General features: G+C 45.3%; 18 protein-coding genes. 11 read left to right on the top strand and 7 right to left on the bottom strand.

All coding sequences use genetic code 11. The features are described 5' to 3' along the window. Positions 1–39 precede the first annotated feature (39 nt). From HOP38_RS04505 to dgcA, 3 genes are all read left to right on the top strand, one after another. Positions 40–942, top strand: a complete 903-nt coding sequence (locus tag HOP38_RS04505) for a LysR family transcriptional regulator (RefSeq protein ID WP_198557532.1) — start codon at positions 40–42, stop codon at positions 940–942. Between the two features lie 171 nt (positions 943–1,113). After that, the gene (dgcN, locus tag HOP38_RS04500; protein WP_198557531.1) at positions 1,114–2,118 is read left to right on the top strand and encodes an N-acetyltransferase DgcN; all 1,005 of its coding nucleotides are present in this window, start codon (positions 1,114–1,116) and stop codon (positions 2,116–2,118) included. Between the two features lie 7 nt (positions 2,119–2,125). Continuing rightward, a complete protein-coding gene (gene dgcA, locus HOP38_RS04495) occupies positions 2,126–3,091 on the top strand; it encodes an N-acetyl-D-Glu racemase DgcA (protein ID WP_198557530.1) in 966 nt (321 codons plus the stop codon). Positions 3,092–3,150: 59 nt separating this feature from the next. On the opposite strand, the gene HOP38_RS04490 is transcribed toward dgcA, so the two are convergent. Further along, positions 3,151–4,554, bottom strand: coding sequence for an MATE family efflux transporter (locus HOP38_RS04490; RefSeq protein WP_198557529.1), 1,404 nt, complete (start codon positions 4,552–4,554; stop codon positions 3,151–3,153). 267 nt (positions 4,555–4,821) lie between these two features. On the opposite strand from HOP38_RS04490, the gene HOP38_RS04485 reads away from it, so the two are divergent. Next, positions 4,822–6,255, top strand: a complete 1,434-nt coding sequence (locus HOP38_RS04485) for a DEAD/DEAH box helicase (protein WP_038229913.1) — start codon at positions 4,822–4,824, stop codon at positions 6,253–6,255. Between the two features lie 64 nt (positions 6,256–6,319). Here the strand turns inward: HOP38_RS04485 and HOP38_RS04480 are convergent, their stop codons facing one another. After that, entirely contained in the window at positions 6,320–6,955 is a 636-nt protein-coding gene (locus tag HOP38_RS04480; RefSeq protein ID WP_038229911.1) for a murein L,D-transpeptidase catalytic domain family protein, read from the bottom strand. Positions 6,956–7,663: 708 nt separating this feature from the next. Here HOP38_RS04480 and HOP38_RS04475 point away from each other — a divergent pair. Together HOP38_RS04475 and HOP38_RS04470 are read left to right on the top strand one after the other, a co-directional pair. After that, positions 7,664–12,661, top strand: a complete 4,998-nt coding sequence (locus tag HOP38_RS04475; protein ID WP_198557528.1) for a 2-oxoacid:acceptor oxidoreductase family protein — start codon at positions 7,664–7,666, stop codon at positions 12,659–12,661. A gap of 2 nt (positions 12,662–12,663) precedes the next feature. Next, positions 12,664–15,408 (top strand): sulfide/dihydroorotate dehydrogenase-like FAD/NAD-binding protein, encoded by a 2,745-nt coding sequence (locus tag HOP38_RS04470; RefSeq protein WP_096441556.1) that lies wholly within the window; start codon positions 12,664–12,666, stop codon positions 15,406–15,408. A gap of 64 nt (positions 15,409–15,472) precedes the next feature. On the opposite strand, the gene HOP38_RS04465 is transcribed toward HOP38_RS04470, so the two are convergent. Further along, positions 15,473–16,183, bottom strand: a complete 711-nt coding sequence (locus HOP38_RS04465) for a ShlB/FhaC/HecB family protein (RefSeq protein WP_006071348.1) — start codon at positions 16,181–16,183, stop codon at positions 15,473–15,475. Between the two features lie 75 nt (positions 16,184–16,258). Next, positions 16,259–17,404 carry an OmpP1/FadL family transporter gene (locus HOP38_RS04460; protein ID WP_231892941.1) on the bottom strand — a complete coding sequence of 382 codons (1,146 nt, stop codon included), beginning with the start codon at positions 17,402–17,404 and terminating at the stop codon, positions 16,259–16,261. A 275-nt stretch (positions 17,405–17,679) separates the two neighbouring features. On the opposite strand from HOP38_RS04460, the gene HOP38_RS04455 reads away from it, so the two are divergent. The 5 genes from HOP38_RS04455 (at position 17,680) to HOP38_RS04435 (ending at position 21,801) form a co-directional block, all read left to right on the top strand. Beyond that, entirely contained in the window at positions 17,680–18,321 is a 642-nt protein-coding gene (locus HOP38_RS04455) for a Crp/Fnr family transcriptional regulator (protein ID WP_006071350.1), read from the top strand. 304 nt (positions 18,322–18,625) lie between these two features. Next, positions 18,626–19,006 (top strand): DUF2061 domain-containing protein, encoded by a 381-nt coding sequence (locus HOP38_RS04450; protein WP_198557525.1) that lies wholly within the window; start codon positions 18,626–18,628, stop codon positions 19,004–19,006. A gap of 327 nt (positions 19,007–19,333) precedes the next feature. Then, complete coding sequence (locus HOP38_RS26200; RefSeq protein ID WP_088876908.1) at positions 19,334–19,534, top strand: DUF3955 domain-containing protein; 201 nt, start codon at positions 19,334–19,336, stop codon at positions 19,532–19,534. A 144-nt stretch (positions 19,535–19,678) separates the two neighbouring features. After that, positions 19,679–20,224, top strand: a complete 546-nt coding sequence (locus tag HOP38_RS04440) for a DUF2799 domain-containing protein (protein ID WP_198557524.1) — start codon at positions 19,679–19,681, stop codon at positions 20,222–20,224. 281 nt (positions 20,225–20,505) lie between these two features. Continuing rightward, positions 20,506–21,801 carry a DEAD/DEAH box helicase gene (locus tag HOP38_RS04435; protein WP_198557523.1) on the top strand — a complete coding sequence of 432 codons (1,296 nt, stop codon included), beginning with the start codon at positions 20,506–20,508 and terminating at the stop codon, positions 21,799–21,801. Between the two features lie 98 nt (positions 21,802–21,899). Here the strand turns inward: HOP38_RS04435 and HOP38_RS04430 are convergent, their stop codons facing one another. The 3 genes from HOP38_RS04430 to gad form a co-directional block, all read right to left on the bottom strand. Beyond that, the gene (locus tag HOP38_RS04430) at positions 21,900–23,135 is read right to left on the bottom strand and encodes a methyl-accepting chemotaxis protein (protein ID WP_198557522.1); all 1,236 of its coding nucleotides are present in this window, start codon (positions 23,133–23,135) and stop codon (positions 21,900–21,902) included. Positions 23,136–23,344: 209 nt separating this feature from the next. Next, positions 23,345–25,072, bottom strand: coding sequence for an aspartate:alanine exchanger family transporter (locus HOP38_RS04425; RefSeq protein WP_198557520.1), 1,728 nt, complete (start codon positions 25,070–25,072; stop codon positions 23,345–23,347). Positions 25,073–25,153: 81 nt separating this feature from the next. Then, positions 25,154–26,548, bottom strand: a complete 1,395-nt coding sequence (gad, locus tag HOP38_RS04420) for a glutamate decarboxylase (RefSeq protein WP_198557519.1) — start codon at positions 26,546–26,548, stop codon at positions 25,154–25,156. Between the last annotated feature and the right edge of the window lie 435 nt (positions 26,549–26,983).

The raw sequence follows: 26,983 nt of genomic DNA, 5'->3' as shown, positions 1-26,983 counted from the left end.
ATTACAGTTACAGCGAGCCAGTATTGGAATGGAGTATTTGTGAACTTACGTCAACTAGAAGTGTTTTATGCGATTATGCAAACGGGAACCGTCTCTGGCGCGGCGAAAAACCTCCATGTATCGCAACCTAATGTGACCCGTGTACTCGCTCATACGGAGCTACAGCTTGGCTTTTCTCTGTTCGAGCGCGTCAAAGGTCGTCTGGTTCCCACTCAAGAAGCCAGAACCCTGTTACCAGAAGTAGAGAAAATCTATCTACAACTCGGCCAATTTAAAACCCTCACCAACAAGGTTAAAAAAGGGCATCAACATATTCGAATAGGTGCGCCACCAGTATTAGCTACAAAATTCCTGACACCGGTGATTGCACAGTTTCATCAAGCACATCAATGCTCAATAGAACTGGTCACCGGTAATCGCAGTGAACTGTGCGACGCATTACTCGACAATGCGCTCGATATTGCTGTCGCGTTTGGTGAAGACACTCCTGCCGGTATTTCTCACCAACTTCTGGCCAAGAAATCAATGCAAGTTCTAGTACCAACCTCTGGTTTCACTCGATTGAGTGAAGGCGAGAATAACCCCCCTGTAGTGACGTTAGAAGCTCTGTTGGACGATGAATTAAACATCATCGCCCTAGACAGGCGCGATCCTTTAGGGCAGAAACTCACGCTCGCCCTTGAGCAAATACAGCCTGATTTTGTTCCGTCCCTTACAGTTAGGAATTACAGTTCAGGTGCAGAACTGGCCGCTCTTGGAGCTGGTATTGCGATTGTTGACCCTTGGACTGCCAGCCAATATGCGGCAAGTGAGAACTTACATAGCCTCCAGCTATCCGACGTTATTGACTGTTCCGTCTCACTACTTACCAGCGACTTACATCCTTTTTCGATTGCGACGAGATCTTTTCTTTCGATGTTGAAGAATCACGCGAGCGCTTAGTTACAACATATAGCCACCTATAACCTAATGTTATAGGCGACCAACAAACGAGCATTCGCTATTAGAGTGTTCCCTCCCTATCTTAGATAGCATTAGCCTCGCTGCTAGGAATTTACCTAGCTGTAAAGCGGGCTACTTGTGAATCTCGCTACTTGTGAATAAAGGGACACTATGAACATTTCTCAGCCTTACTTGCTTTTCCTCGGTGACGTCACTGATCCTCTCTCAGCAAAAACCGCGCGCGGTATTGTCAAATGGCGCCCAGATGCCTGTTTAGGGCAACTCAGGCTAACCGAGGATACCGTCTCTTTAGGGCTTACTGAATTAACACTTGAGCAGGCTAAAAAACAAGGCGTAAAAACGCTGGTCATAGGCACCGCCAATGCGGGCGGCTTTATTCCTAGAAACTGGGTAGAAACACTCATTGCTGCAGCAAAGCTAGGGTTACATATTGCATCGGGAATGCATCAAAGACTGACAGACATACCAGAGTTAGCCCAAATGGCAGATCAAGGCTTAATCCAGTTGTTTGATGTTAGACACTATGACGAACGCCTTGCAGTAGGTAACGGTAAAAAGCGCTCGGGGAAACGACTACTCACTGTTGGAACAGATTGCTCAGTAGGGAAAATGTTCAGTGCCCTCGCCATCGAACAAACCCTCAAGCAGCTCAATGTTGACGCTAGATTCAAAGCAACGGGGCAAACCGGCATATTAATCGACGGTCAAGGCATTTCAGTGGATGCGGTCGTAGCAGACTTCATTTCTGGTGCCGTAGAAGCTTTAAGTCCTGAGTTTAACGATCATGATTGGGATATCATTGAAGGACAAGGCTCTCTTTTCAACCCATCCTTTGCTGGCGTAAGCTTGGGACTATTGCACGGAGCTCAGCCAGATGCGCTTGTTCTTTGTCACGAAGTTGGACGTCAGCATATTCGCCACCTCCCCCACGCGCAATTGCCCACGATTGAGCAAACAATTAACGCTAACCTTTTGGCAGCACGTGTGACTAACCCCAAAGTCCAATTTGCAGGTATCTGTTTAAATACTTCCATATTGGATGAGTCTGACGCCAAAGAACTCTGTCAACAATGGAGTGAACAGTTTGACCTTCCCGTAACGGACCCTGTTCGTTTTGGGGTAGACTCAATCGCTAACAAGCTAAAAACGTTGTGAGAATCTTATGAAGATTGAAGCGCACCATCACTCAATTAAACTCGCGAAGCCCTTCACGATATCCAGAGGCACACGTACTCACTGTGAAGTAGTTCGTGTGTCCATCGAATACCAAGGACAACTTGGACAAGGGGAGTGTACGCCTTATCCGAGATATGGTGAGTCGGTGGAATCAGTCATGGCACAAATCAATGAGTTTAGTGCCGACCTAGTGACCCAAGACCCCTTTGAAGCGCGACTCGCCTTGCAAAACTATCCGGCTGGCGCTGCTCGAAATGCTATTGATTGCGCGTTATGGTCGCTTGAAAGTCAGCTCTCTGATAGCCAGTTCCCATCACCCTATTTTGCGATTGCACCCAGTATCGAAACTGCGATGACGGTGTCTGTTGCTGACCTCAACACCATGACAAGCCAAGCAAAGCAGTATATTGATGAAGGTGCAACGCTGCTGAAGGTCAAACTCGATAACGAGGATATCGTTGAGAAAATAGCCGCTATTCGAGCATTATCGTCTGAAGTGAAGATCGTCATTGACGCTAATGAAGCGTGGGCGTCACTTGATCTTGAGTCCTTGTTCGATCAATTAGCACCGCTAGACATCACCATGATTGAGCAGCCCGTTCCTAGTGGCCAAGATGACTTACTCAAGGGTATTCCCCACCCTATCCCACTGTGCGCTGATGAGAGTTGCCATACCAGAGCCGAGCTAGATGAACTCGTCGATTGTTATGAGATGATTAACATTAAGCTTGATAAAACTGGCGGATTAACAGAAGCCTTAGCATTAGAGGGAAGAGCTCGTGAACTGGGACTTAAAATCATGAGCGGTTGTATGCTGGGAACGTCAATGGCAATGAAAGCAGCATTGCCTATAGCTACTAAAGCAGAAGTGGTGGATCTTGATGGTCCAGTGCTACTCGGCAGCGATGTCGAGAATGGCCTTGGCTATAAAAAAGGACGATTACTGCTCTAGCAGCTAACGAATAATCAAAAAGCGCGTGACCCTTTCTCAGGTATCACGCGCTTTTACTATTAGCGAGTAGTCATTCCATCAGAAGCTCTATCAGAAGTAATAGGCGGACGCTTTTTAATTACGTGACGTAAACGCAGCAACATCAATATCGCAGCCACAGTCAGTCCCGTAAGAATGCCGATCCAAAAACCTTTTTCACCCATAGCTGGCACAATATGATCTGTCAGCCCTAGCACTATGCCAAGCGGCAATGCCAATCCCCAATAAGAAGCAATCGCCAACAACATCGGCACTTTCGTGTCTTTATACCCACGGAGCGCACCGTTCGAAGAGGTTTGCAGCGCATCACTAAACTGGTACATCGCTGTAAACACAAGTAGCGTTGCTGCTGTCGCACTCACTGCTGGGTCTGTAGTGTAAAGTCGAATAATCCAATCCGGGAACAACAAGAAAATTGTCACCGATATTAACGACATCAATCCTGCAACCAAGATTCCGATTTTACTGCGTTCAATCGCGCCTATCTCGTCTTTAGCACCTAATGCGTGGCCCACACGAATAGTGATACCAAACGAAATGCTCATTGGAATCACGTAAGTCATGCTGGAGATATTCAAGGCGATCTGCGCAGCCGCAACATTTTCCGCTCCAATACGACCGATCAACAAGGCGATGACAGCAAAAATACTGCCGCAAACCGCAATGTTCATACCGATCGGTAGACCTAACCTAAGCAAATGAATCATCTCTTTTGCTCTTGGTTTAATATCAGTAAACCGAATGATCGTTTTGTAGTGATGATGACCTTTAATGTAGGAATACAATAGTCCTGACATTAACCAATACACCAAACTGGTTGCCCAACCACAGCCTACCGCACCGAGTTCAGGAAACCCAAACTTGCCATAAATTAAGATGTAGTTAACCGGAATGTTCACCAACAAGCCAATAACTGAAATGATCATCGGTGCTTTAGTATTGTTCATCCCTTCGCAGAAACCATTTAAGGTATAGAACAGAGCAATACCCGGCACACCAAACGCCAAGGCAAACGCATAATCACTAGCAATAGGGATAATTTCTGATGCAACCCCTATCCACTCTAAGATAGGTTTCGCGCTGACCAAGTAAGCCACCAGCAGCGCGCTAGAAATCAATGCGAGCCAAACCATTTGAAAGAACTCGACAGAGATGCTCTCAAAGTCACGCGCACCACGGTGATATGCCACTACCGGAGTAAGCGCCATAATCACGCCGCGAAGCAGCAATAAAACTGGAATCCACATACTAGCACCCAAGGCGATCGCCGCGAGATCGGCAGCACTCACTTGACCAGCCATTGTGGTATCCACAAAACCCATCGCTTGAGTGGCAAGCTGAGTCAGAATAATAGGTATCGACAGATGCATTAATGCACCCGATTCACGAGTAAAACGAGAAAAAGGACGAGTAGTCGTTTGCATGAAAGTTCTAAAACACCAATATAAATGCACCAGTGATGGCGGGATGGCGAATGTGCATTTTAGGGTGTGCCCGTTAGGCGGCGACAATATAAACACCTTACCTACAAATTTCAATAGCGCAAATCGACGAGAATTGTATTGAAGTTCGTCACAAAAGCACGCAGAATAGCGCGCCTTACCCTATCCTTGGGTTTACGGCCTTTTATAACGATAGATTTGCTCTATCCCATGACTGCCACTTTTCTCACTCCACCGACGAGTACCACTATGAGTTTTGAATCTTTAGGTCTTTCGACTCCTATTCTTCGTGCTATCCAAGATCTAGGTTACGAAAAGGCATCACCAATTCAAGAGCAAGCCATTCCTGCAATTATCGAAGGCAAGGATGTTATGGCTGCAGCACAAACCGGCACAGGTAAAACCGCTGGCTTTGCGCTACCGTTACTTGAAAGATTAAACTCAGGTCAGCGAGTGAAAGGCAATCATATTCGCGCGCTTATCCTTACCCCAACGCGTGAGCTTGCTGCACAGGTTCATGAGAGCGTGTTCAAATACAGCACTAACCTTCCACTAACCTCACAGTGCGTGTTCGGTGGCGTGAAGATCAACCCACAAATGCTGAAGCTGCGTAAGGGCTGTGACGTGATGGTTGCTACACCAGGTCGTCTACTTGATCTTTACCAGCAAAACGCCATTAAGTTCTCTCAACTTGAAGTGCTCGTACTTGATGAAGCCGACCGTATGTTAGATATGGGGTTCTTCCGCGATATTAAGAAAATCCTCGATTTATTGCCGAAAAACCGCCAAAACCTACTATTTTCAGCCACTTTCTCCAACGAGATTCGTGATCTGGCTAAAGGGTTGGTGAATAACCCTATTGAAGTATCAGTCACACCGCCAAACTCAACCACAAAACTCGTAGAGCAAAGCTTATACGTGGCAGATAAGAAGCAAAAACCAGCTATGCTGGCCAAGCTAATAGACGATGGTAGCTGGAAGCAAGTCTTAGTCTTTTGTAAGACTAAACACGGCGCAAACCGTCTCGCCCGTTTCCTTGAAGGTAAGAAAATCACAGCACTCGCGATTCATGGTAACAAGAGCCAAGGCGCGCGAACTAAAGCACTTGAGCACTTTAAAACCGGGCAAATTCGCGTACTAGTGGCAACTGACATCGCGGCTCGTGGACTCGATATCCCACAGCTACCTCAAGTGGTCAACTTCGATCTTCCTCATGTCTCTGAAGACTACGTTCACCGAATTGGTCGTACAGGCCGCGCTGGTGAAACTGGTAAAGCGTACTCTTTAGTATGTGCTGATGAAGCAAAAGAGCTATTCGGTATTGAAAGACTGATCGGTAAACTTATTGACCGATTCGAGTTAGAGGGATTCAAACCAGTAAACGCCGTTCCTGAGTCAAAGCTGGACACGCGCCCAATTAAACCGAAGAAGCCGAAGAAACCAAAAAAGCCTAAACAAGAAGGCCAAGAGAAATCGACTGCATCCGGACATGGTCGTGCAGATAAGCCTCGTTCTGAAAAGCCTCGTAAACCAAGAAAGTTCAATACTAAGCGTAATAGCGACGGTGAGTCAGGTAACGCTAATCATCGTAACAGTACGAATAATGCAAACAACGGTGCGAACAAGAAGCGTAAGCCTAGACCAAGCAAACCTCGTGCTAGTAAACCAAAGCAAAACGCTTAGCTAGACAGCAAAAAGCCCACTATTCATAGTGGGCTTTTTAATTTAAAAATCAGATAATTATTCATTAAGAGCTAGCGTAAATAACACTGCCGCCTTTAATCGTATCAATAATTTCTTTAGACAGCTTTTCCGGCAAGGCTGGGCAACCCCAACTACGACCAAGATAGCCGTTTTTCTTCATGAAAGATTCGTTAGCGTAATCTGCTCCATGAACAACAATATATCGGTCACGAGCATTATCATTAACGCCTTTTGTTAGTCCATCCAATCTTAGTGAATAACCATTAGAGCCGTAATAAGTTGTGTCCGTTAAAAATGTCCCCAGTGATGTCTTGCGAGAATTTATAATATTTGAAAACTTAGTCGCCGTCTTTTTACCACTATTAACACCATGAGCTACATACGTATTAAAAACCAAAGACTTTTTCGCCATATCTATGACATAAAAGCGTTTTTCTGTAGAGGGCTTCGAATAATCAATAATAGTTAATAGTGATTTACTGCGATTGGTAGTACTTTCATATGCATTATAGGCATCTTTAAACAACTGAAAGTCGACGATCCCATACAGCTTAGCGCTGTTGTATATGCCTTTAGCCGATGTTGGACTAATCTCCGCTTCACTGCGAGCGCTGTGGGAAAACAGGAAAGCAACAGAAAGCGCTAACACCCACAACGGTGAAAAAATCTTTTTTACCATTATTACAACAAGTTATTCTAATCAGGTTGATAAATAAAAGACATCTCTGTCTTAATTAGTGAACAATATTATCCTAACCTAACTATTAATAAAATCCAGTTTACTAATTTTTACATGATTATTTGAACATGATCGGAAATTATTCACATTCATTTAAAATATAATTATAGATATCAGACAGTTAATATTGATGCCTTTAAATTTATTAATTGGCACTACTATAGATAATAATAAGACTACTCCTATATTACACTGTAGGCATATTAAAATAGACCATTGAATATTTATTTAAGTAGCATTTTTTAAAATCAAAGATACTAACTTGAACTGAACTAATTAAACCACATCTTTTTCAATAGGTTATAACTAAACTAACCACATGTAATTCTGAAATTTTCTTTTTCTGAACATCACCTGATAAGGCTCACCGACCTCTCTTCTATCCCACCCTCTATAACCACATAAATTGTGTTGATTTTGTGAACATACGAGCAAAGTTGTCTTTGCAACTGGTGTAGTATTTAACGCATAAGCATCAGATGGTCATCTCGAGAGCGATCACTAGGTTTATGTGGTTCATCACCAAATGCTCTGAATGATAAGGTGCAAGCTGGCAATTAGCCATGAAGTATTTGGTGAGGAGTAAAGAATCGACGCATTAAGGAAGTCGAACTAATAATAAAACCATATACCAAGGAGCAACCTCTTATGTCTACGATGACCCAAGGGAGCAATGCGCACCACAACACCCCATCCTATCCCGGCCTGACTACTGTAATCCACGGCAATGGCGCTGTCGCACATGTTATGGATTACGTTTGTGGTGGAGTGATAGGATACCCAATCACCCCTTCTACTGAGATTTCCGAACTGTATGAAGCCTTTAGAGCTCAAGGTGGCTGCAATGTTTGGGGGCAACACCCATTCTTCTTCGAACCTGAAGGTGAGCATTCTGCGCAAAGTGGCGCATTAGGCGCCGCGCTGACAGGGGGCAAGTACATTTCCAACGCTTCATCAAGCCAAGGGATTTTATACGGGCTTGAATCGCACTATGTGACCGTCGGTAAGAAGGCTGCAGGTTTTGTGCTTCATGTCGCGGCGCGTTCAGTTTCACGTCATTCACTGAATGTAATGGCGGGACATGATGACGTCTACGCTCTGTTATCTGCTGGATACACCACTTTATTTGCAAGTAATGCCCAAGAAGCGGCCGACCTTGCTGCCATTTCATATCGCGTCAGTGCCTTGTCACTAATTCCTGTCGCCAATACCATGGATGGCTTCGCAACGAGCCATATTCAAAGTGAAGTTCAACTACCTGAGCCAGAATTACTTAAACAATATCTCGGTGACCCAACCGATCGAATTCTCGCACCAACAGAAGCTCAGAGAATGCTATATGGTGCCAAAGGCCGCGTCTGGCAACTCAATCAATTTATCGACAAATACCAAGACCAGTTTTGGCCTGAAAAATTAGCCGACTTAAGAGGCTATATCACAGCTAATGAAGCAGCGATAGAAAAAGACGCTCAGGGCGAATGGATTGAATCCACTAACGCTTACCTACCCGAAGCACTATTGAAAAAATGGCAACGTGCTTGGCTTAATGCCTATGAAAAAGATACGCGTCAACGTGTACCAGCACTGATGGATCCGCATAACCCAGGATTAACGGGTGGTGTCCAAAATCAGCCAGACTACCAAGCGGGTATCGTCGACCATCGCAGCCACTTCCTGAGTGATGTTCCACAGTTTATCGAGCAAGCCATGCGTGAATATGGTGAGCTAACGGGTCGCACCTATGAGCCTGTCATGGATTATCTATGTGATGACGCTGAATACGTCATTGTCGGTTTAGGCTCGGTCACGGATGATGCTGAAGCCGTTGCTTTACACCTCAGAGAACAAGGTCAAAAAGTCGGCGTCATCTCCATCAAACAATTGCATCCATTCCCTGAAGCGCAAATCGTCGAGAAACTTGCGGGAAAAACTGCGGTAACGGTGCTAGAGCGTTGCGACGAAACACGCTTAACTGCGCGCATCTCTAGAGCGCTATTTAAAGCGCAAGAAAATGCCCATTACCCTCGCCACAATGGCATCAAAGCACTGACGCACATACCTATGATCAATACTGGTATCTTCGGACTTGGTGGTCACGACCTGCAACCTAAGCACTTGATCGCTGCTTTTGATAACATGCGCTCAGAGAACATTAAGCCATTCTTCTACCTAGGCAGCCAGTTCTTCGACAAACAGGCAACTGGCGAACTAAAACAGATTCAAGACCGATTACGCTCTGCTTATCCAGATACTGAGCTGATGGCTTTAGAAACAGGCGAAAACCCTAACCTGTTACCTGAATCGGCAATGCGTGTACGCTTCCACTCTGTCGGTGGATACGGCACCATCGCCACGGGTAAGCTACTGACGGACATTCTTTCTGGTGCATTAGGATTGCACTCGAAGTCCATGCCGAAATATGGTTCTGAGAAAAGTGGCGCACCAACCAACTTCTTTATTACTCTTTCTCCAGAACCTATCAAAATCACCAATGCCGAACTACAACAGGTCGAAGTCGTTCTTTCACCCGACCATAAAGTGTTTATGCACACCAATCCACTGTCGGGTCTTAGTAAAAACGGCACTTTCATTTTGCAAACTCATCACGAACCAGAGCAAGTTTGGCAAGAGATCCCTGCGAGTGCTCGTCAGTTCATTCGTAACAACAACATCAACTTCTACATTGTTGATGCGTTCAAGGTAGCGCGTGAGCAAGCGCCATCAGCTGATTTAGAAATCCGTATGATGGGTATCGCCTTTATCGGAGCCTTGTGTGGACATGCAAAACAAGTTACCCAAGGTGCTGATGAGTCGGCGATGTTAGAGCGTATTACCCAACAAATCGCCAAGAAATTTGGTTCAAAAGGCGAGAAAGTCGTTGCCAGTAACATGGCAGTGATTCGTGAAGGCATGCACGCCACACAGCACGTCAATTACAGCGCATTTAACGACAATGTCGAAACCAGTGAAACTCTAGCGCAAACCGAAACCCAAAAACCAGCGCAAGCCAGTTGCGGATTATTTGATCCTTCTTATTTCAATAATATCGCAGGCAAACGCTACGTTGATGGCTCCATTGGCGAAGCTCCTGTTATCCCGGGTTCTGGCATGTTCTTACCTCCTGCCAGTGCCATTACTAAAGATAAAGGACTCTTTAGGCTTAACGTGCCTAAATTTGATGCAGACAAGTGTACTGGCTGTATGGAATGTACTATTGCTTGCCCAGATGGCGCTATTCCTAACGCGGTACATGAGCTGCACGATATTGCCTATGTAGCGATAGACAAACTGAATATTCCACCTGTACAACGCGATAGTTTGAAAGCGAAAATGCCGCCAATTCTGGACGCAGTGCGCCACCACTACCGCAGCTCGGCAAAAGGGGAGTCACAGCCACTGCATCAAGTCGTATCAAAAGTTGTGGATTCCATGACCTTTGAAGAGCCTATCGCCTTGCAAATGGCAGCGCTATGCGTGGCATTAGAATCCTTACCAGTAAGCCGCACCAAGCCCTTCTTTGATGCGATGGAAAAAGCGGTACCAGGAAGTGGTGGTTTGTTCTCTGTTGCTATCGATCCAAGCAAATGTAGCGGCTGTATGGAATGTGTCGACGTTTGCGGCCCGAATGCGTTAGAAAAAGTTCGTCAAACCACCGAAATGAACCAGCAAATGCACGAACTGTTCAACACGCTAGCGAATATGCCAAATACGCCTACTCGTTTTGTTGAACAAGGTGTGAAAGACGCCTCAGAGTCAAAACGGTTGCTACTCGACCGCAGCAACTACTATGCAATGAGTTCTGGTCACGGCGCATGTCGCGGCTGTGGTGAGGTCACAGCCTTAAGACTCGTCACCTCCATCAACCGAGCACTGCAACAACAACGCTATCAAGCTCATATACAGACTCTTGAGTCTACGATTGAGCAACTTGAAGACAAGTTGGATATGATCGTTGGACAAGACAGTGAAAATACCAGAACCCAGCGGTTAGTTCGCACTATTGAAACGCTAGAAAAACGCTTGTTCCTATTCGAACATGGTCCAACAGGAAATGGCCCTTCTGATGCACTTATCGCTAACGCCACTGGCTGTAGTAGCGTCTATGCCTCTACCTTCCCTGCAAACCCATACAACGACCCTTGGGTAAACAGCTTGTTCCAAGACACCCCGGCGGTCGCGAAAGGCTTGTTTGAAGGTGAAGCAGCCAATCAGCTTGAACAGTTCAAAGCACTGCGCACTGCAAAACTCGAATTAGAAGATATGTACGATGAAGAGATTCACGATCGTCAGCTTCGTTACCTTGAGTGGAGTCAGTTGTCCGATCAAGAATTGGCACTGATGCCAACGGTATTCAGCATCGGTGGAGACGGCGCAACCTATGATATTGGTTTTGGTGCGCTTTCTAGACTTTTAACTACCAGTACACCGATTAAGATCTTTGTATTGAATACTGGGAGCTACTCTAATACTGGAGGACAAGCATCCACAGCAAGTTTCACCGCGCAAGATTCCGACCTCAGCCGTTTCGGCAGTGCTCATAGCGGTAAAGAAGAGGCACGTAAAGAGCTAGGAATTATTGCTACCTTCCATCCGAAAGTCATGGTGGTACAGACCTCAACGGCATTACAAGGTCACTTTATGTCGAACTTGATGGAGTACTTGAATTATCAAGATGCACCAGCACTGTTTGATGTTTATACCCCTTGTATGGGTGAGCACGGTATCGCCGATGATGCTAGCACGCGACACTCTCGCTTAGCCGTAGAGAGCCGCATGAGTCCGGTATTTGTTCACGACCCACGTAAAGGTGAGACTTTAGCAGAGCGTTTCTCTATTGAAGGTAACCCTGAACTGGATCAGGACTGGGCAACACATACCATCAGCTACCTAGATAACGATGGCATGACCCAACTTAAACAAGTGCCATTTACCGCCGCAGACTTCGCGTTGTATGAGGGTCGATTCAAGAAACACTTTGCGCTAGTCAGCGATAACGACAACACCGTAGAGCTCGCTGATTATCTCAAGCTAAGCGCTCAAGAACGCGCAAATAAAGTACCGTTTATTTGGTCCACCGATAAACAGCAACATTTGGTGCAGCTCTCTGTTTCACCGTCGTTAGTGGCACTGAGTGAAGAGCGTCTTCGCAACTGGCACATGCTACAAACATTAAGTGGACAGCATGTAGCGCAGATCGAGCAAGGTTATCAGCAGCAAATCGAAGAGTGGAAACTGCGATATCAACAAGCCTTGGACAACAATGAACAAACTATTGAGTCCATCGCAAACGGACTAGCGGAACTTGCTATGGTGGCAACGCCAACCAGTAGCATCCCTGTGACACAAATCGACACCACTGACGCATCTGAGAAAGCCGATGGACAATCGCAACCTCTTGTCGCGATCAATGAAGACGAAAAATGTCTGTGTACCGATTGCAAGACCTGCTACCAACAACTGAGTGAACTGTTTGAGAAAACAACTGTGGTCGAGAATGGCGAAGCGAAAGTGATTAGCCAAGTCATTCCGGGTTCATTGGCGAAAGTGACACTCACTGATGAGTTAGTGAAACGTGCCGCACGAATCGCCGATGAGTGTGATGCTGAAATCATTCACTTTAACGCTCCTGCTTCGGTGGAGGTGTAGTTATGGTCGCTTTACTTACTCAATCTCAACGGGAGCTTATGCTAAAGCGCATGGATCAAAATCCACAGCGCTTCCAGCAAATGATCATCGAAGAGAGTCAACAGCTAATCCAGGACACGCTGAAACGCGGTAACCTATCGGCAGAGTTCACCACTAAGCTATGGGAACTGTTGCTCGCGGGCAACGATCTTAGTACCGCACTACAGCGTTATCTATGGCGAATTCCACTGAAACAAAAACGGGCATTTGTTAAAGGCTTAGACCTGCACCTTTCAGAACGTTATCCCATGTTTAAAGGGTTATCTGAAGGTTGGCCGGGCAGCAATAACATTCCTCCTTACGTTCGTCCTGCGGAAGAGCGCCGCAAAGACTTCGATCTAGTGAGCCAAGGCTACCTTGGCTACATGGGGCTGGGTTATTCGCTGCGCGAAGTAGAGCTGTTTGTGTGGCTTGAAGTGCTTCGCGATAAGCAATGCGAAGACAAACCTTGCGAAGTCGGTGTCCCAATGTGCGACCGCGACGGCAATCCCGCGGAAGAAGCCGATGGAGGATGTCCGGTTAAGATCCACATACCAGAAGTGTTGAACTTGATGGGCGAAGGCCGTTTTAAAGCGGCATTTGAGCTAATACGAGACGCCAATCCTCTGCCAAATGTTACGGGTCGAGTTTGCCCACAAGAGCTTCAATGCCAAGGTGTATGTACTCACAACGATAGACCGATTGAAATCGGTCAGTTGGAGTGGTTCTTACCACAACGGGAGCGCGAGCTTTCTAATGGTGAGCCGCCGAAACCTGTGGCGTGTAACCCTTGGGTTGCCGCTAGCAAACCGCCAGTGGCTATTGTAGGTTCAGGGCCTTCTGGGTTAATCAATGCTTACCTACTGGCCAAAGCTGGTTACCCCGTGACAGTATTTGAAGCATTCCATGTACTAGGTGGCGTGTTACGTTATGGTATCCCTGAGTTCCGTCTACCGAACCAATTGGTGGATGACGTGGTAGAAAAAATCAAAGCGCTCGGAGGCCGCTTTGTCACTAACTACATCGTTGGTAAAACTGCCACCCTAGCGGACCTCAAACGTGCAGGTTTTGTGAGAGTGTTTGTCGGCACTGGGGCAGGACTACCGCGCTTCATGAACGTTCCGGGTGAACATCTACTTAATATCATGTCAGCGAATGAGTTCTTAACTCGCGTCAACCTGATGCACGCCAACCTCCCTGACTATGAGACACCTATGCCAGAGATGGACAATAAAGAGGTGATGATCATCGGTGGTGGTAATACCGCAATGGACGCCGCGCGAACCGCTCGTCGCCTTGGCGCTAACGTGACTATTGTCTATCGTCGAACGCAACAAGAGATGCCTGCTCGTGTGGAAGAGCTACATCATGCGTTAGAAGAAGGCATTATGCTCAAAGAACTACGCTCTCCTTGTCAGTTTAATGGGGACAAAAACCACGTACTGGCGACTGCCGATTTAGACGTAATGGCACTAGGTGAGCCAGATGCCTCAGGCCGTCGCAGACCGCAGTCAACCGGGGAAACGGAGCTAATGAAGGTCGATTTCGCCATCATGGCTCTGGGTAATAGTTCTAACCCTATAATGAAAGACGCTAACCCAGATCTTAACACCTCGAAATGGGGTACCTTGCTGCTTAATAAAGGCTCGCAGGAAACCTCGCTTGCTGGTGTTTATAGTGGTGGTGATGCGACTCGTGGTGGCTCAACAGCCATTAAAGCGGCAGGTGATGGGCAAGCAGCCGCTCGTGAAATCATGAGTACGCTAGACTTCAATTTAAAAGAAGTCGAAGGGTTAGTCGCGCAGGCAAGCAATTACACTGAACTTGGGCAAATGCCAGCTAAAATCGTCAAACGTCGTCAACTTACCGATGAGATTGTCGAATTTACCATTACCGCCCCACTCATCGCCCGTTCCGCAAAACCCGGTCAGTTTGTACGAGTTCTTGCCGATGAAAAAGGCGAATTAATTCCACTGACACTCGCTGATTGGGATGCTGAAAAAGGGACGATTGAGTTAGTGATTCAGGGGCTAGGAAGCAGCTCTAAACTTATCAACCAGATGCAGGAAGGCGATGTCTTTGAAGCGATTGCGGGGCCACTAGGTCAAGCAAGTAAAGTCGTTGTGCACCAAGATAATCACAGAGTCTACTTCACCGCAGGTGGTGTGGGTCTTCCGGCTGTTCATCCTATTATGCGCGCACATCTCGAAATTGGTAACAAAGTCACTTTGATTTCTGGTTTTAGAGGCGCACCTCAAGCATTCTGGACTGAGCAAGGCGATAAAGTCGAAACACTCAAAGCGCTCTACCCTGATTTACTGGAAGTCATCTATACCAGTAATGACGGAAGCTTTGGTGTAGAAGGGTTTGTCACTACCCCTCTAAAAGACCGCCTAGATGAGCATCAAGCCGGAAAAGGCGAACCTATCGCGGAAGTCATTACTATAGGTCCACCACTCATGATGAGAGCTGTAAGCGACTTAACTTTGGAGTACAAAGTGGAGTGCGTGGCGAGCCTTAACTCTATCATGGTAGACGCAACCGGGATGTGCGGTGCGTGTATGGTCCCAGTAATGGAAGATGGAAAATTGATTCGTAAACATGCTTGTATCGATGGCCCAGAGATCAACAGTCATGTGATTGATTGGGACAAGTTCTTACCTAGGTTTAATCAGTTCAAACCGCAGGAAAGAGAGAGTCAGATAAAGCACAAGTTTATTGAGGAGTAAACGACGCGGCGGCTATCAATGATAGCCGCCGTTTTTACTTTCGCTTACTTAAAGCCTTACTTCATTAAAACTCGTAACTCACCGATCCTGCCAGTTTATTATTGGTCCCGTAGTCGTCCTCCGAGAGCATTCCAAAGAAGTTAAACGATGCATTTTTGTTTATCTTATAACTAAGGCCAAGTCCGCCCCAGTATCCGCGGTAATTATCCGAACCTATCGAGCCACCAGCAAACCCGAGTACGCTCCAATCCGAGTCATCAATTGGACGAATACCAAACATTCCCAAATAACCGCCGTGACTTTGGCTTCGCATCAGTACGTATTCGTTATCCACCTCTTCTGAAGGCATTGCCATTTTTCCATCGTTGTAGCTGTAGCCCGCCATGGGAAATAGCATCCATCCTGCCGGAGAGATGTCAAAGTAACTTAGAGGGATGTAGGTGCCAATACTGTAGTTGTTGCGATAGCTATCATTTTCATAATCAGTACGGCTAAAGTTGAAGTTTAAGATTCCCAAATCAAATAGCCATGAGCCGCCCAAGCGCCACTCTCCAGTCTCATTGTATCGAGCGTTGATCATCCTCGCTTCATCAAGACCAATCGAACCAGACACAAACGCAGAGTCTGAATAGCCAGCACCTACTTTGGTAACGATCTTGGTTGGATCTTCATGATGTTTCTCTTTGGCTGAGACTCCTGTCACTACCAATAATCCAACAACGGTAACAAAGCCAAAAGCTCTGACAACCGATGAAAACAGACCATTCTTTTTCATAACGCTTTATTTCTCATTAAAAACAAAAATGCCCCTCACAACTGTGAGAGGCCAATTTACGGTTAGCTCACTAAGTTAGTAGGCGTAGCTGATACTTAGAACATGAATACGGTTGGTATCCACACTGCCAGTAAAATAAGGAATTGTGTCTGTAGGGCCAGTGTAGGTGACGTCTTGAGTACCCATATTGCGGTATTGGTATGCGATACCGATTCGATGACCATTTGAACGCTCTTTTTCTGCGCCAAGACCTAACGACCAGTTTGCTCCAATAGGAAGCGCAGGGGTCATTTTGTCAGTGTCATACATTTTCGAGTCGTAACGGATACCACCTTGGTAGGTCCAATCATTTTGAGAATACGCGAGCGCTGTACCTAAGCTATAAACATTGTTTGCAGCATCATCAAACTGTGACCAAAATTCAACACCCGTCATGGCTTTGAAAGTTAACTCATCTGAGATTTTGTGCTGAAGGCCAAAATCAAGTTGAGCTGGCCAAGAAGCATTTCGCTCAATTGACGTAAACTGGTTGCCATCAAACGACACATCGATATCACCAGAGTTATGCTTTACTTTGTGTTTATAGTTGGCAGATAGAAAAGTAGAGTCTGACACGTCATACATAGCTGATAGCATAAAGCTTGCCGCCGTAGAACTGCCATCTCCATCAAGCCTAGAGTCACCACCAAGCTCAAACGACGTCATTAAATGCTGAACGATCAAAGCTCCGCCAAGAGACAGATTGTCGCTTGCCTGGAATCCAGCGGCTAACTGCAAATTTAACGCTTCATCAGACAGTGTTTTTGGAAGACCACCATTAGGTCCTACAAGACCACCGCTATAGTCCATACTCAAACCACCTTCACCATGTAAAGATGCCCCGATAACCCAGCTGTCATTGATTCTCTGCGCATAAGCAAGACTTGGAATAAAGGCATTCGACTCACCTGTCGTTGACTTGTCAACAGAAACCCCAGTACCACTGTGCTCAGTCTTTGCGTTTAAGTACTGAACACCAATAGAAAAACTATTGTCATCTATCGCCGTTAGACCAGCAGGGCTAGTAATCACGGCACTTGCATCAGTACGATTAGATGAGTTCCCTACACCAGCAGAAGAAACACTATCAAAGGTAGCTACTTCGTGAAGTAAGATACCGCCAGCAAATGTGGACGAAGAGAAGGTTACAGCCATTGCGACTGCTAAAAGGTTTTTGTTCATCGTTTGCAACTCACAGATTCGGATGGCGCAAATCATAGTCAAATCAGCAATCCAAAGGTGCACTATGAGTGCATGGTAATAGCTTGTAACGAAAAGCGACGCAGGCAATTGGTCAAACTTCTTCGTTATCGAAGAGATTGAACAATATAAACGGCGTTTATGTTTTATATAACCAGCGGCTTATTTATTCACCGTCTTGGTCCTCTTATAATCACAGACATACACCCCCCAAGAAGCTAAGGAATAGCGCTCATCCCTTTCTTGAGAGGCTTAAAATGTCAGTCCAGAAGATACTTAAAGAGATATACCGCGCTAGCGACGAACTTGCAGGTCAACTTATCCGACGTGGAGCAGTTGTCACCATTCCCAAGGGTAAATTTCTGTTCTTCCAATATCAAAGTGTGAGCGATATCGTTATCCCTTTACAGGGCGTATTAGGTTTTTACCCCACTATCGATGAAGGCACTAACTTGAAGTACGACCTGATTACCCCCGGCATCCTTATCAATGATGTACCATTGATTTTGGGTGAGGGTGCTCAGTCTGATATACAAGCCGTGACCGACAGTACCGTGCTGCTGTTACCCTTTGAGGATGTCAAAGAATTGATGGATTCTTGCTGTAGTTTTTCAAAAATGATCAACTTCTCTTTGGCAAAAAAACAGCGCTTTTGCTTGACATTATTTCGCCTACGCGGCGAAAAAAATACCGATTTGAAGATTCGTTTGGCGATGGAAGCAATCAGTGCAGCGACCTACGATGGGTCTATCCCATTAAATATTCTTACTCTTGCTTCATTACTTAATATGTCGAGAAACACCGTCGGAAGCTATATGAGTAAAGCAATCGCTGCCGGAGAAGTAGAAAGGAATGAGCTCGGTTTTCGTTTAATCGAAAAGAGATCTATCGCAGCTTGACTATCTACTAGGGCATGAATCTACAACACGTGAAATGAAGGAGCGCCAGTGCTTGTACATCAGAAGATATCTAACGCTCCTTCATACATTTACCCTGTTTCAGCACAAGAATAGTACTAAGGTCAATGTCGCCTCAGTATGCGCTAGTTTTTTTTCCTTAGGTGCACTAGCGGTGCATCTGCTTAAAAAACTCACCAACAATATATAGGTATTGCCTATCAATAAAAGAGATTTAATTGATTTTAATTCTCATTACCAGTTCATCATAATGGGTTCATAAGATTTGAACTGAGTGATACATCCCATGATTAAGACGATTCGATTTGCCGCTATCCATTTTACTATTGCCTTTACGGTTGCATATGCACTAACTGGCGAAATCTTAATCGCGAGTATGATTGCAATGCTTGAACCAGTCGTAAATACCGTTGCGTTTTACTTTCACGAACGTGTTTGGGAAAAAAACCAACGCCTTCAAGCTTTGAGAAATAATGAAACCATTAAGACAGCTTCATTTGCGACCGTACACTTTAGTGTGGCGTTTGGTGTCGTTTATTTGTTAACGGGTGATGTGTTGGCGGGTGGTATCATGGCAACATTAGAGCCAACGATTAATACCATCGCGTACTTTTTCCACGAAAAGTCCTGGAATAGGAAGCACCAGCACACATGTTTCGCGCATTAATCACTTCAAAACTATACCAGCACAATGAGAGGAAGTCGTTCATACATTTTGTACGCCATAACGAGATTTCTATCGTACCTGTTTGTATGACTTCCCACCCTATCTTCTAGTGACAAATAAGACATTACTGAAAGTTTAACGCCCCAATGCTATTCACTGAGGCACTGGCAAACCAACTCTTGGACTCCTACACACACGAAAGCCAACTACGTTTCATGACACCGCTAGTACATTCGGTTACAGATCGAAAATTACCCTAGGTGATAGAATAAGAATTGGTGATATTGCTCGCTATAAAAGTTGGAGTGACGGCAAGGATGCTAGGTAATGAACTGTAAAAAATATAGGTTAACTTTCATTCTATTTGGCTTGGCAAACCTCTGCTTAGCTATCTTTCTTATGAGCGATTCTTATGTCGATCAATCGGGCGTCCTTGTAGAGAATTTTGGATTTCTTGCCCTATTCTGGCTATTACTTTTTAGTTCGGCAATTAGCTGGTTCATTACTTTTAACCGTCGACGTCGTTAAAACAGACAGAACAAAATAAACCAATACCTTCACCCAATCTCTATGAATGGATAGTTACTTAATAAGCTTGACGAAGAGCATTGTTGACTAAGTAACTTTCGACGCTTTAGCACTATTTTTATTTTTCACTGTTTTGGATTTTATATGTATATCGGACTAAAAAGTTTAAATATCAAATGGCTTGTCGCTGCACTAGCTATCACGCTTTCTGGCTGTTCCAGTATGTCTATTGAAGAGTGTAACAACGCTGACTGGTATCAAGTTGGTTATAGCGATGGACTTAACGGTCATAGCCCTAAAATGATTGATAGCTATATCAGTGACTGTAGTGAAGCCGCTGTTTTTCCCGATAGAGAACAATGGTCAAAGGGATTCAAAGTAGGGACGGGGCTGTACTGTTCACCGGATAATGGTTACAAGGTGGGTTATGAGGGACAGCAGTACTACTATGTATGTCCGGGCGAGTCTTTTCTCAAAAACTATGAGTTGGGCAAACAAGCTAGACAACGCGACCAGCGCCTTAAACAGATTGAAACCGAGTTACGTACTATCGAAGATAAGTTAAGAACGACACCAAGCGAAAATCATGATGAGCGCAAACGTCTAGAAAATGAAAAGCGAGATTTAGTGTCAGAGCGTTCTCATCTACTCGGGTTAACCGTACAACATAATTTCAATATCTCATTTTAAGCTGAGTTCTTGCAACCCAATGCCTTCCTCTCACAAAGAGGGAGGCTTACCTTTTAACGATAAAAACCCCACTCAAATTCGGATTGACTGCCGTCATATCGCAATAATTTTCAGATTGTTAGCCTAATAACTGTACAATTTCTACTCGAACAACCAAAATTAGTCACCACAGGCAGCAATTATTCTTCTATAATCACCGACCGTATTTTTGGTCAACAATCATTTTGATGATTGGTTAACGAGAAACACCAAATACCGCCATCTGCTTTTAGGAACAACGAATGTCATTTTTATCACAAGGTTTTTCATCCGAGATCGTGCAAGCACTGACCGAGTATGGTTATGAAAAACTCACTCCAGTTCAACAACAAGCGATTCCACATGCTCGTCGTGGACACGATATTCTGGCACACGCTCAAACCGGCACAGGTAAAACAGCCGCTTTCTCTTTGCCAATTATTCAACAGATTGTTGATACTCCAAAGGCTCGCACTCGTGGAGCGGTACGTGCACTTATTCTGGCGCCAACTCGTGAATTAGTGGATCAAATCGCTAATAACATCGAAAGCTACACTCAATACGTCGACGTGTCAGTTGCAGCCGTGTTTGGTGGTGCGAAAATGTCGTCTCAAGAACGCAAACTTGAAGCTGGTGTCGACATTCTGGTTGCAACTCCGGGTCGTCTTATCGAGCATTTGGAGCTTGGTAACGTTAAGCTTGCTAAGCTTGAGTTCCTAGTCTTCGATGAAGCAGACCGTATGCTTGATATGGGCTTCATTAGTGCAATTCGCACTATCATGAGCAGCGTTAACAGCCAACCTCAAACCATGCTGTTTTCCGCGACATCATCACCTCAGATGAACGCCCTAGCACAAGATCTATTGCGTAAGCCTAAACGCGTTATTGTCAACGCAGAGAACTCAACCGCAGATACTGTTGCGCACGTAGTTTATCCCGTAGATGAAGATCGTAAGCTTGAACTACTGTCAGAGCTGATTGGTCGCAAAAACTGGCAACAGGTTTTGGTTTTTGTGAATTACAAAGAGACCGCCAATGAAGTGGTAAAAGAGCTCAAACTTGATGGTATTAAAGCGGTGCTTTGCCATGGAGATAAAGCACAAAGCTCTCGTCGTCGCGCTCTGGAAGAATTTAAAACAGGTAAGGCTCGTGTGATGGTGGCAACAGAAGTTGCGGCTCGTGGTTTAGACATTCAAGGTCTTCCGCACGTTGTAAACTATGACATGCCATTCCTAGCTGAAGACTACGTACACCGAATTGGTCGTACTGGCCGCGCAGGTCAGCAAGGTCATGCTGTCTCTTTCGTTAGCCGTGAAGAAGAACTTACTCTGGTTCAGATCGAGAACCTAATTCAACACCGCATTAAGCGTATCCAACTTGCAGGTTACGAGCCAGCAAACCGTGATGCTTTGCTACAGAAAATGCACACTAAACCAGCTTACAAAGACCGCCAAGGTCGTACTAATAATGCTAGCGAGCAAGGCTCTGCAGAGCGCAGATTACGTCTGATGCGAGCGATCAAAAACAAGTCGAGTAAAACAACTCGCCTAAAAGGTTAATCGCCGTTTAACTAGCGAGCACCATTAAAAAACGCAGTCGTTAAACGCTGCGTTTTTTGTTTGTCTGTCCACCTACTTCTGTCACTATCGTTACTCAGCTATTTCGCAATCGACTCCAATGAAGCATCCAAGCAGTCCGATATCGTCACCAACTCATCCTTAGCACGCACAACATTGTCGGTACTTTTAGTGCAGTCGAGCGCCAACTTATTCACCACCTCTAAACTGTCGATAGACTGCTCACATAGGTGCAATGTTTCTACCGAGTCGTTACAGATCTGTTCATTCAGTGCCAGAAGCTGATTATAAGCAACGGTTATATCGTCAAAGCTAGCTGTGGACCGCGTAGTCACTTGAGATATTTCACTCACACTGCTCTCGCTTTTCGCAATAGCTGATACTAAAGTACTCGCCGTATCGATAAGCTGTTTGGTCATGGTTTGAATTTCCGACACAGCGTTTTGGGTGTTCTCCGATAAGGTTCTTACCTCTCCCGCTACGACTGCAAACCCCCGTCCAGCTTCGCCAGCCCTAGCGGCTTCTATAGCAGCATTCAGCGCAAGCAAATTCGTCTGCTCTGAGATGGAAGTAATCACATGCAAAACATCCCGAACCTTCATCGAAACATCGGTCAGTACATTACTTGATTGATTTGCTTCTGCCATTTCGTGTCTGAGTTGATCGACATCTTTAGTTAGTTGCTGGTTGTTCTCCTGAATCGCTAAGAACTGATTGGAGATAGATTGGCTTGCATCAAGACTGCGCTGTGCTTCTTGCTCACCACGGCTTATCGCCACTTGAATATTGTTGATGTCTGACGTGGTATCGGCTAGCTGAGTCACCTGGGTTTTGAACAAGTCATCTAAATCCGAAGAAGCACTTTCGATATGGTGAGTGCAACGCTGAAGCTGCTCAACTGAACCATTAACATCATTGATAAGAGAAACCAATTTATTGAGAGTACTATCGACAGCCGAACCAATCTGACCGAACTCGTCTTGTCCTGAAAAGCCAATTCGGTGGTCAAGTTGACCGCGCTGAACCTGCTGCATAGTATCAATGATGTGTTTGAGAAGCGGTAAGATATTCTGGGAGATGCCGGTGGATAAGAACAGCACCAACCCAACGACTACCAATGAAAAGACAATAATCGCAGCAGGCGATAGTAGTAATTGAACGCCATCGCCACCCGATAACACACCTAAAGCGTACAAATTTGATATACATAGAACAACAATACCCAAACAACCTACAATGCCCGGTAGCAGCATTTTTACTGGCATACTGATGTTCATAAACAGCCTATCTCGCCAGCCAATCTCAATATCACTCATTTCCATTCCCTTGATTTTCTGACCTTACGGTCAGAATATTGAGCAGTATTTAGCCGATAGTGTCAACTTATTCTGATATTGGAGTGTGCGTTTTATGATGCCTACGGTTTTATGAATCACATATAGATCGCAAAAGAAAAAACGGCACAAAGAGTGCCGTTTTTCATTAGTATCGTATTCAGCTCATAAGACTATTAGCTGATGACCATCTAGCTGATAACCATTGCGATATAGCCAAGGATTAAAACGATAACGGAAGTTAGCGCATATGGCACTGGATAGCCAATCGCGGGCATGTCACTTTGAGTGGCATCTTGAGCTCCTTTCATTGCAGGTGTGCTATTCCTACCACCAGCGCAAGCGCCAGCAAGAATGGCCGGATTCATCTTACGAACATACAGACCATACAACCAAGCTAATAACGGTGGAACAAGTGCTGCTGTCACGCCAAGTAACGCTATTTTAATCACAATAATGCCTTGAAATGAGGCTAGGATCTTAGGCCCCACAGTCGCAGCTAGCACCGCTACGAATAAATTAAGGCCAATATCTTGTAAGAAGCTTCGGGCCCCCTCACTCATTGGGCCGCCAAACGCCGGATTACGAGTTCGTAAGAACGAGAACACGATACCAGTAAGCATACAACCAGCAGATGTACCCAAGGCAAATGGGATTCCTGCAATGGTCACACTCAAGTGGCCAAACACATAACCTACCAGCAATGCTAACGCTAAGTAAAATGTTTCTGTGACTGTGCTCTCTACAATAGGCACACTATTCAACTGAGAAGCCGTTTGTTCTACACACCACTGTGAGCCTGCAATACGAACAACATCACCCACTTCTACCGTTGTATTAGGTAATAATGGTTGTTGATGACCTTGTCGAAATAGCGCTTTGAAGTACACGCCAAAACCCACCTCAGCATGCAACTGAGCAATAGTTTTACCTGCATGTTCTGATTTACCCACATGGATGTCAGCAACTTCAATATCGACATTGCGCGCTCGAGGTTCGTCAACTTCATTGCCAATATCTGCTTCACCTTCTTTGATAAGAGCACTGTATTCACCACGAACACCGATAACATCACCTAACTGTAACGTTGGGTTCGCCGAAGCATCCAACACTTCATCGCCCCGCACGACTTTTAGCACCACTGCATCGGGGAATTGTTTATAAAGATTTTGGACCGAGCGCCCTACCAACTCTTCATGGGTCACCTTATAGGCACGAACATCGATAGGCAAAGCACCAACGTCTGAAAACCCAAAGGTGCTGGGGAGTTTCTCATTGTCATCGCCGGTAGAAAACTCTTTCTCTGCGTCTTTACCTGCTTTAACGGGATCAATACCAAACATCGAAGGTAAGTATTTGATTAACAGAATAATGAGCACCGTCGACAATACATAACTGATGGCATAGCCCGCTGCGATATTAGCACTGACTTGATCAGCGCTCATCCCCGCCGGCGGCACAAAAGCGCCCGAAGTAATCGCCGATTGTGCGACACCCATTACTGCGGTAACGGTATAGCTTCCAGAGATGATACCTGCCGCATATCCTGGCTCTAATCCCATCAACTTGGCGCCAATCACGACGATGGCGAAGTTACTAAAAACAACGATTAGCCCAATTACGACAAAATCTAAGCCACCTCTCGCCAGTCCGGAAAAGAACTGAGGACCTACTTTCATGCCAATGGCGTACATAAACATCATTAAGAAGATGTCCGATACTAGCCCCGGTTCCTCAATTTTTAATCCAAAGACTGAAAATGAGGTCAACGCCAACGTAACACCAACAATCAATGTACCTGCCGTTGTACCAAGGCTCACACCTTTAACAGTAATACGTCCTAATGGGTACCCTATCGCGAGTGATAGAAATAGAAATACAAATGGGTTTTCAGATAAGTAATTAAAAAGAAAAGACATGATCTCACCTGCTACATTGTGATTGAAGCAGCAGAGCAATGCGACGCATCGCTCTGCCGATTACCTAGAGCGGTGACAACCTTAACCGTGGTTAAAGTTGCTAGACTCGTCGGCATCACTGCCGTTAACCACTGGGTGCTTGTCAAAGAAATCAACACAATGTTGCAAGTCAGAAATCAGCAAGTCCGCCATGTCTCGACTAAAACCGTGACGTACGAGAATACGCATAATAACCAGATCTTGGCGATCCGCAGGCATTGCATACGCTGCAATCTGCCAACCACGAGATCGAATGCGATCCGATAAGTCATAAAGGTTGAAGCCTGGGTTTGCACCTTTCTTGATAGACCAACTTAGTGCTGGAATACCACCGTGGCCATCGTAAATGATTTCAAACATGCCCATCTTCTCAACTTCTTTGGCAATGTAGCGTGCTGTTTCGTAGCATGCATCATGAATCTTTTTATAGCCTTCTTTCCCCAATCTTAAGAAGTTGTAGTACTGCGCAACGATTTGTCCCCCTGGGCGAGAGAAGTTCAATGCAAATGTTGGCATGTTACCGCCAAGATAGTTTACATTGAAGATCAAATCCTCATGCAACGCATCAGCATCACGCCACACGACCCAACCCACACCTAATGGTGAAAGCCCAAATTTGTGGCCGGAAGCATTAATCGATTTAACACGAGGCAAGCGGAAGTCCCATTCTAAATCAGGGTCACAGAAAGGCGCTAAAAACGCACCACTGGCGCCATCAACGTGAATAGGAATATCTAAGCCTGTTTCTTCTTGAAGCTTATCTAGCGCTTCATGAACCGCTTTTACTGGCTCATACTGGCATGTGAACGTCACACCAAGAGTCGGCACTACACCAATAGTGTTTTCGTCACAACGTTTGATCACTTCTTCAGGTGTCATGATGAGGCGATCACCTTCCATTGGAATCTCACGAAGTTCAATATCCCAATAGCGCGCAAACTTATGCCAACAAACCTGTACTGGGCCACAAATAAGATTTGGTTTGTCAGTAGGTTTGCCTTGCTTCTTCATTTTTTCGCGCCAAGCCCACTTCAATGCCATCCCGCCAAGCATCGCGGCCTCGCTCGACCCCGTCGTTGAACAACCCATTGGGTTCTCTGCATCTGGCGCATGCCAAAGATCCGCTAACATATGAACACAACGCGCTTCGATCTCCGCCGTTTGTGGGTACTCATCTTTATCAATCATGTTCTTATCGATGCATTCATCCATCAATTGATGAACTTCATCTTCTACCCATGTTTGACAAAATGTCGCTAAGTTCTGACGCGAGTTACCGTCTAGCATAAGTTCATCGTGAACAACTTGATAGGCATGTTCAGGTGCGTGCTCATTCTCAGGGATTCGATACTTGGGCATAACCACTGACAAATCTTTGGAAGAGTAAACATCATCTAACATTGAACCACGAACAGCTGACTTTTTATGAAGAGGCATAATCAATCCTTTATATCATTGAAACTATTGCGTAAGTTGTCATTAAGCATTTGTTTTAAAAGGCACAACGACGTTGGATTAAAGTTAGTCGAGATTCCATTGGCGTGCTAGTTTCATATTCGGTTGATAAGATTCAAATCGTTATTAGTAGACTTTTCTGCAGATGAGAGTAGTGCGGCCTTCCAGTATTATCTGGGGGACTAAAGACCATCATTTTCTCAGCTCATGAGATTAAACCGTCAAGAATGCCTAGAAAATTGACAATAACCGTTACCTGAAACCTAACTAGACGCTTAACACAAACGCAATTCGACTTATACCACCCGCTCTCACTGTCAGATAAATCTTAGTGCCAGAAGCTAAGATAAACGCCTTACCATGCATTTAGTGCGACAGTAAATCCGCCCTACTTGAAGCTTTGATTTACCCTTCTGT

The sequence above is a fragment of the Vibrio mediterranei genome (genome assembly GCF_013364395.1).
Classification (GTDB): Bacteria; Pseudomonadota; Gammaproteobacteria; order Enterobacterales; family Vibrionaceae; genus Vibrio; species Vibrio mediterranei.
The sequence above is the reverse complement of the archived record's forward strand: the minus strand, read 5'-3'. Positions and strand labels throughout refer to the sequence as shown.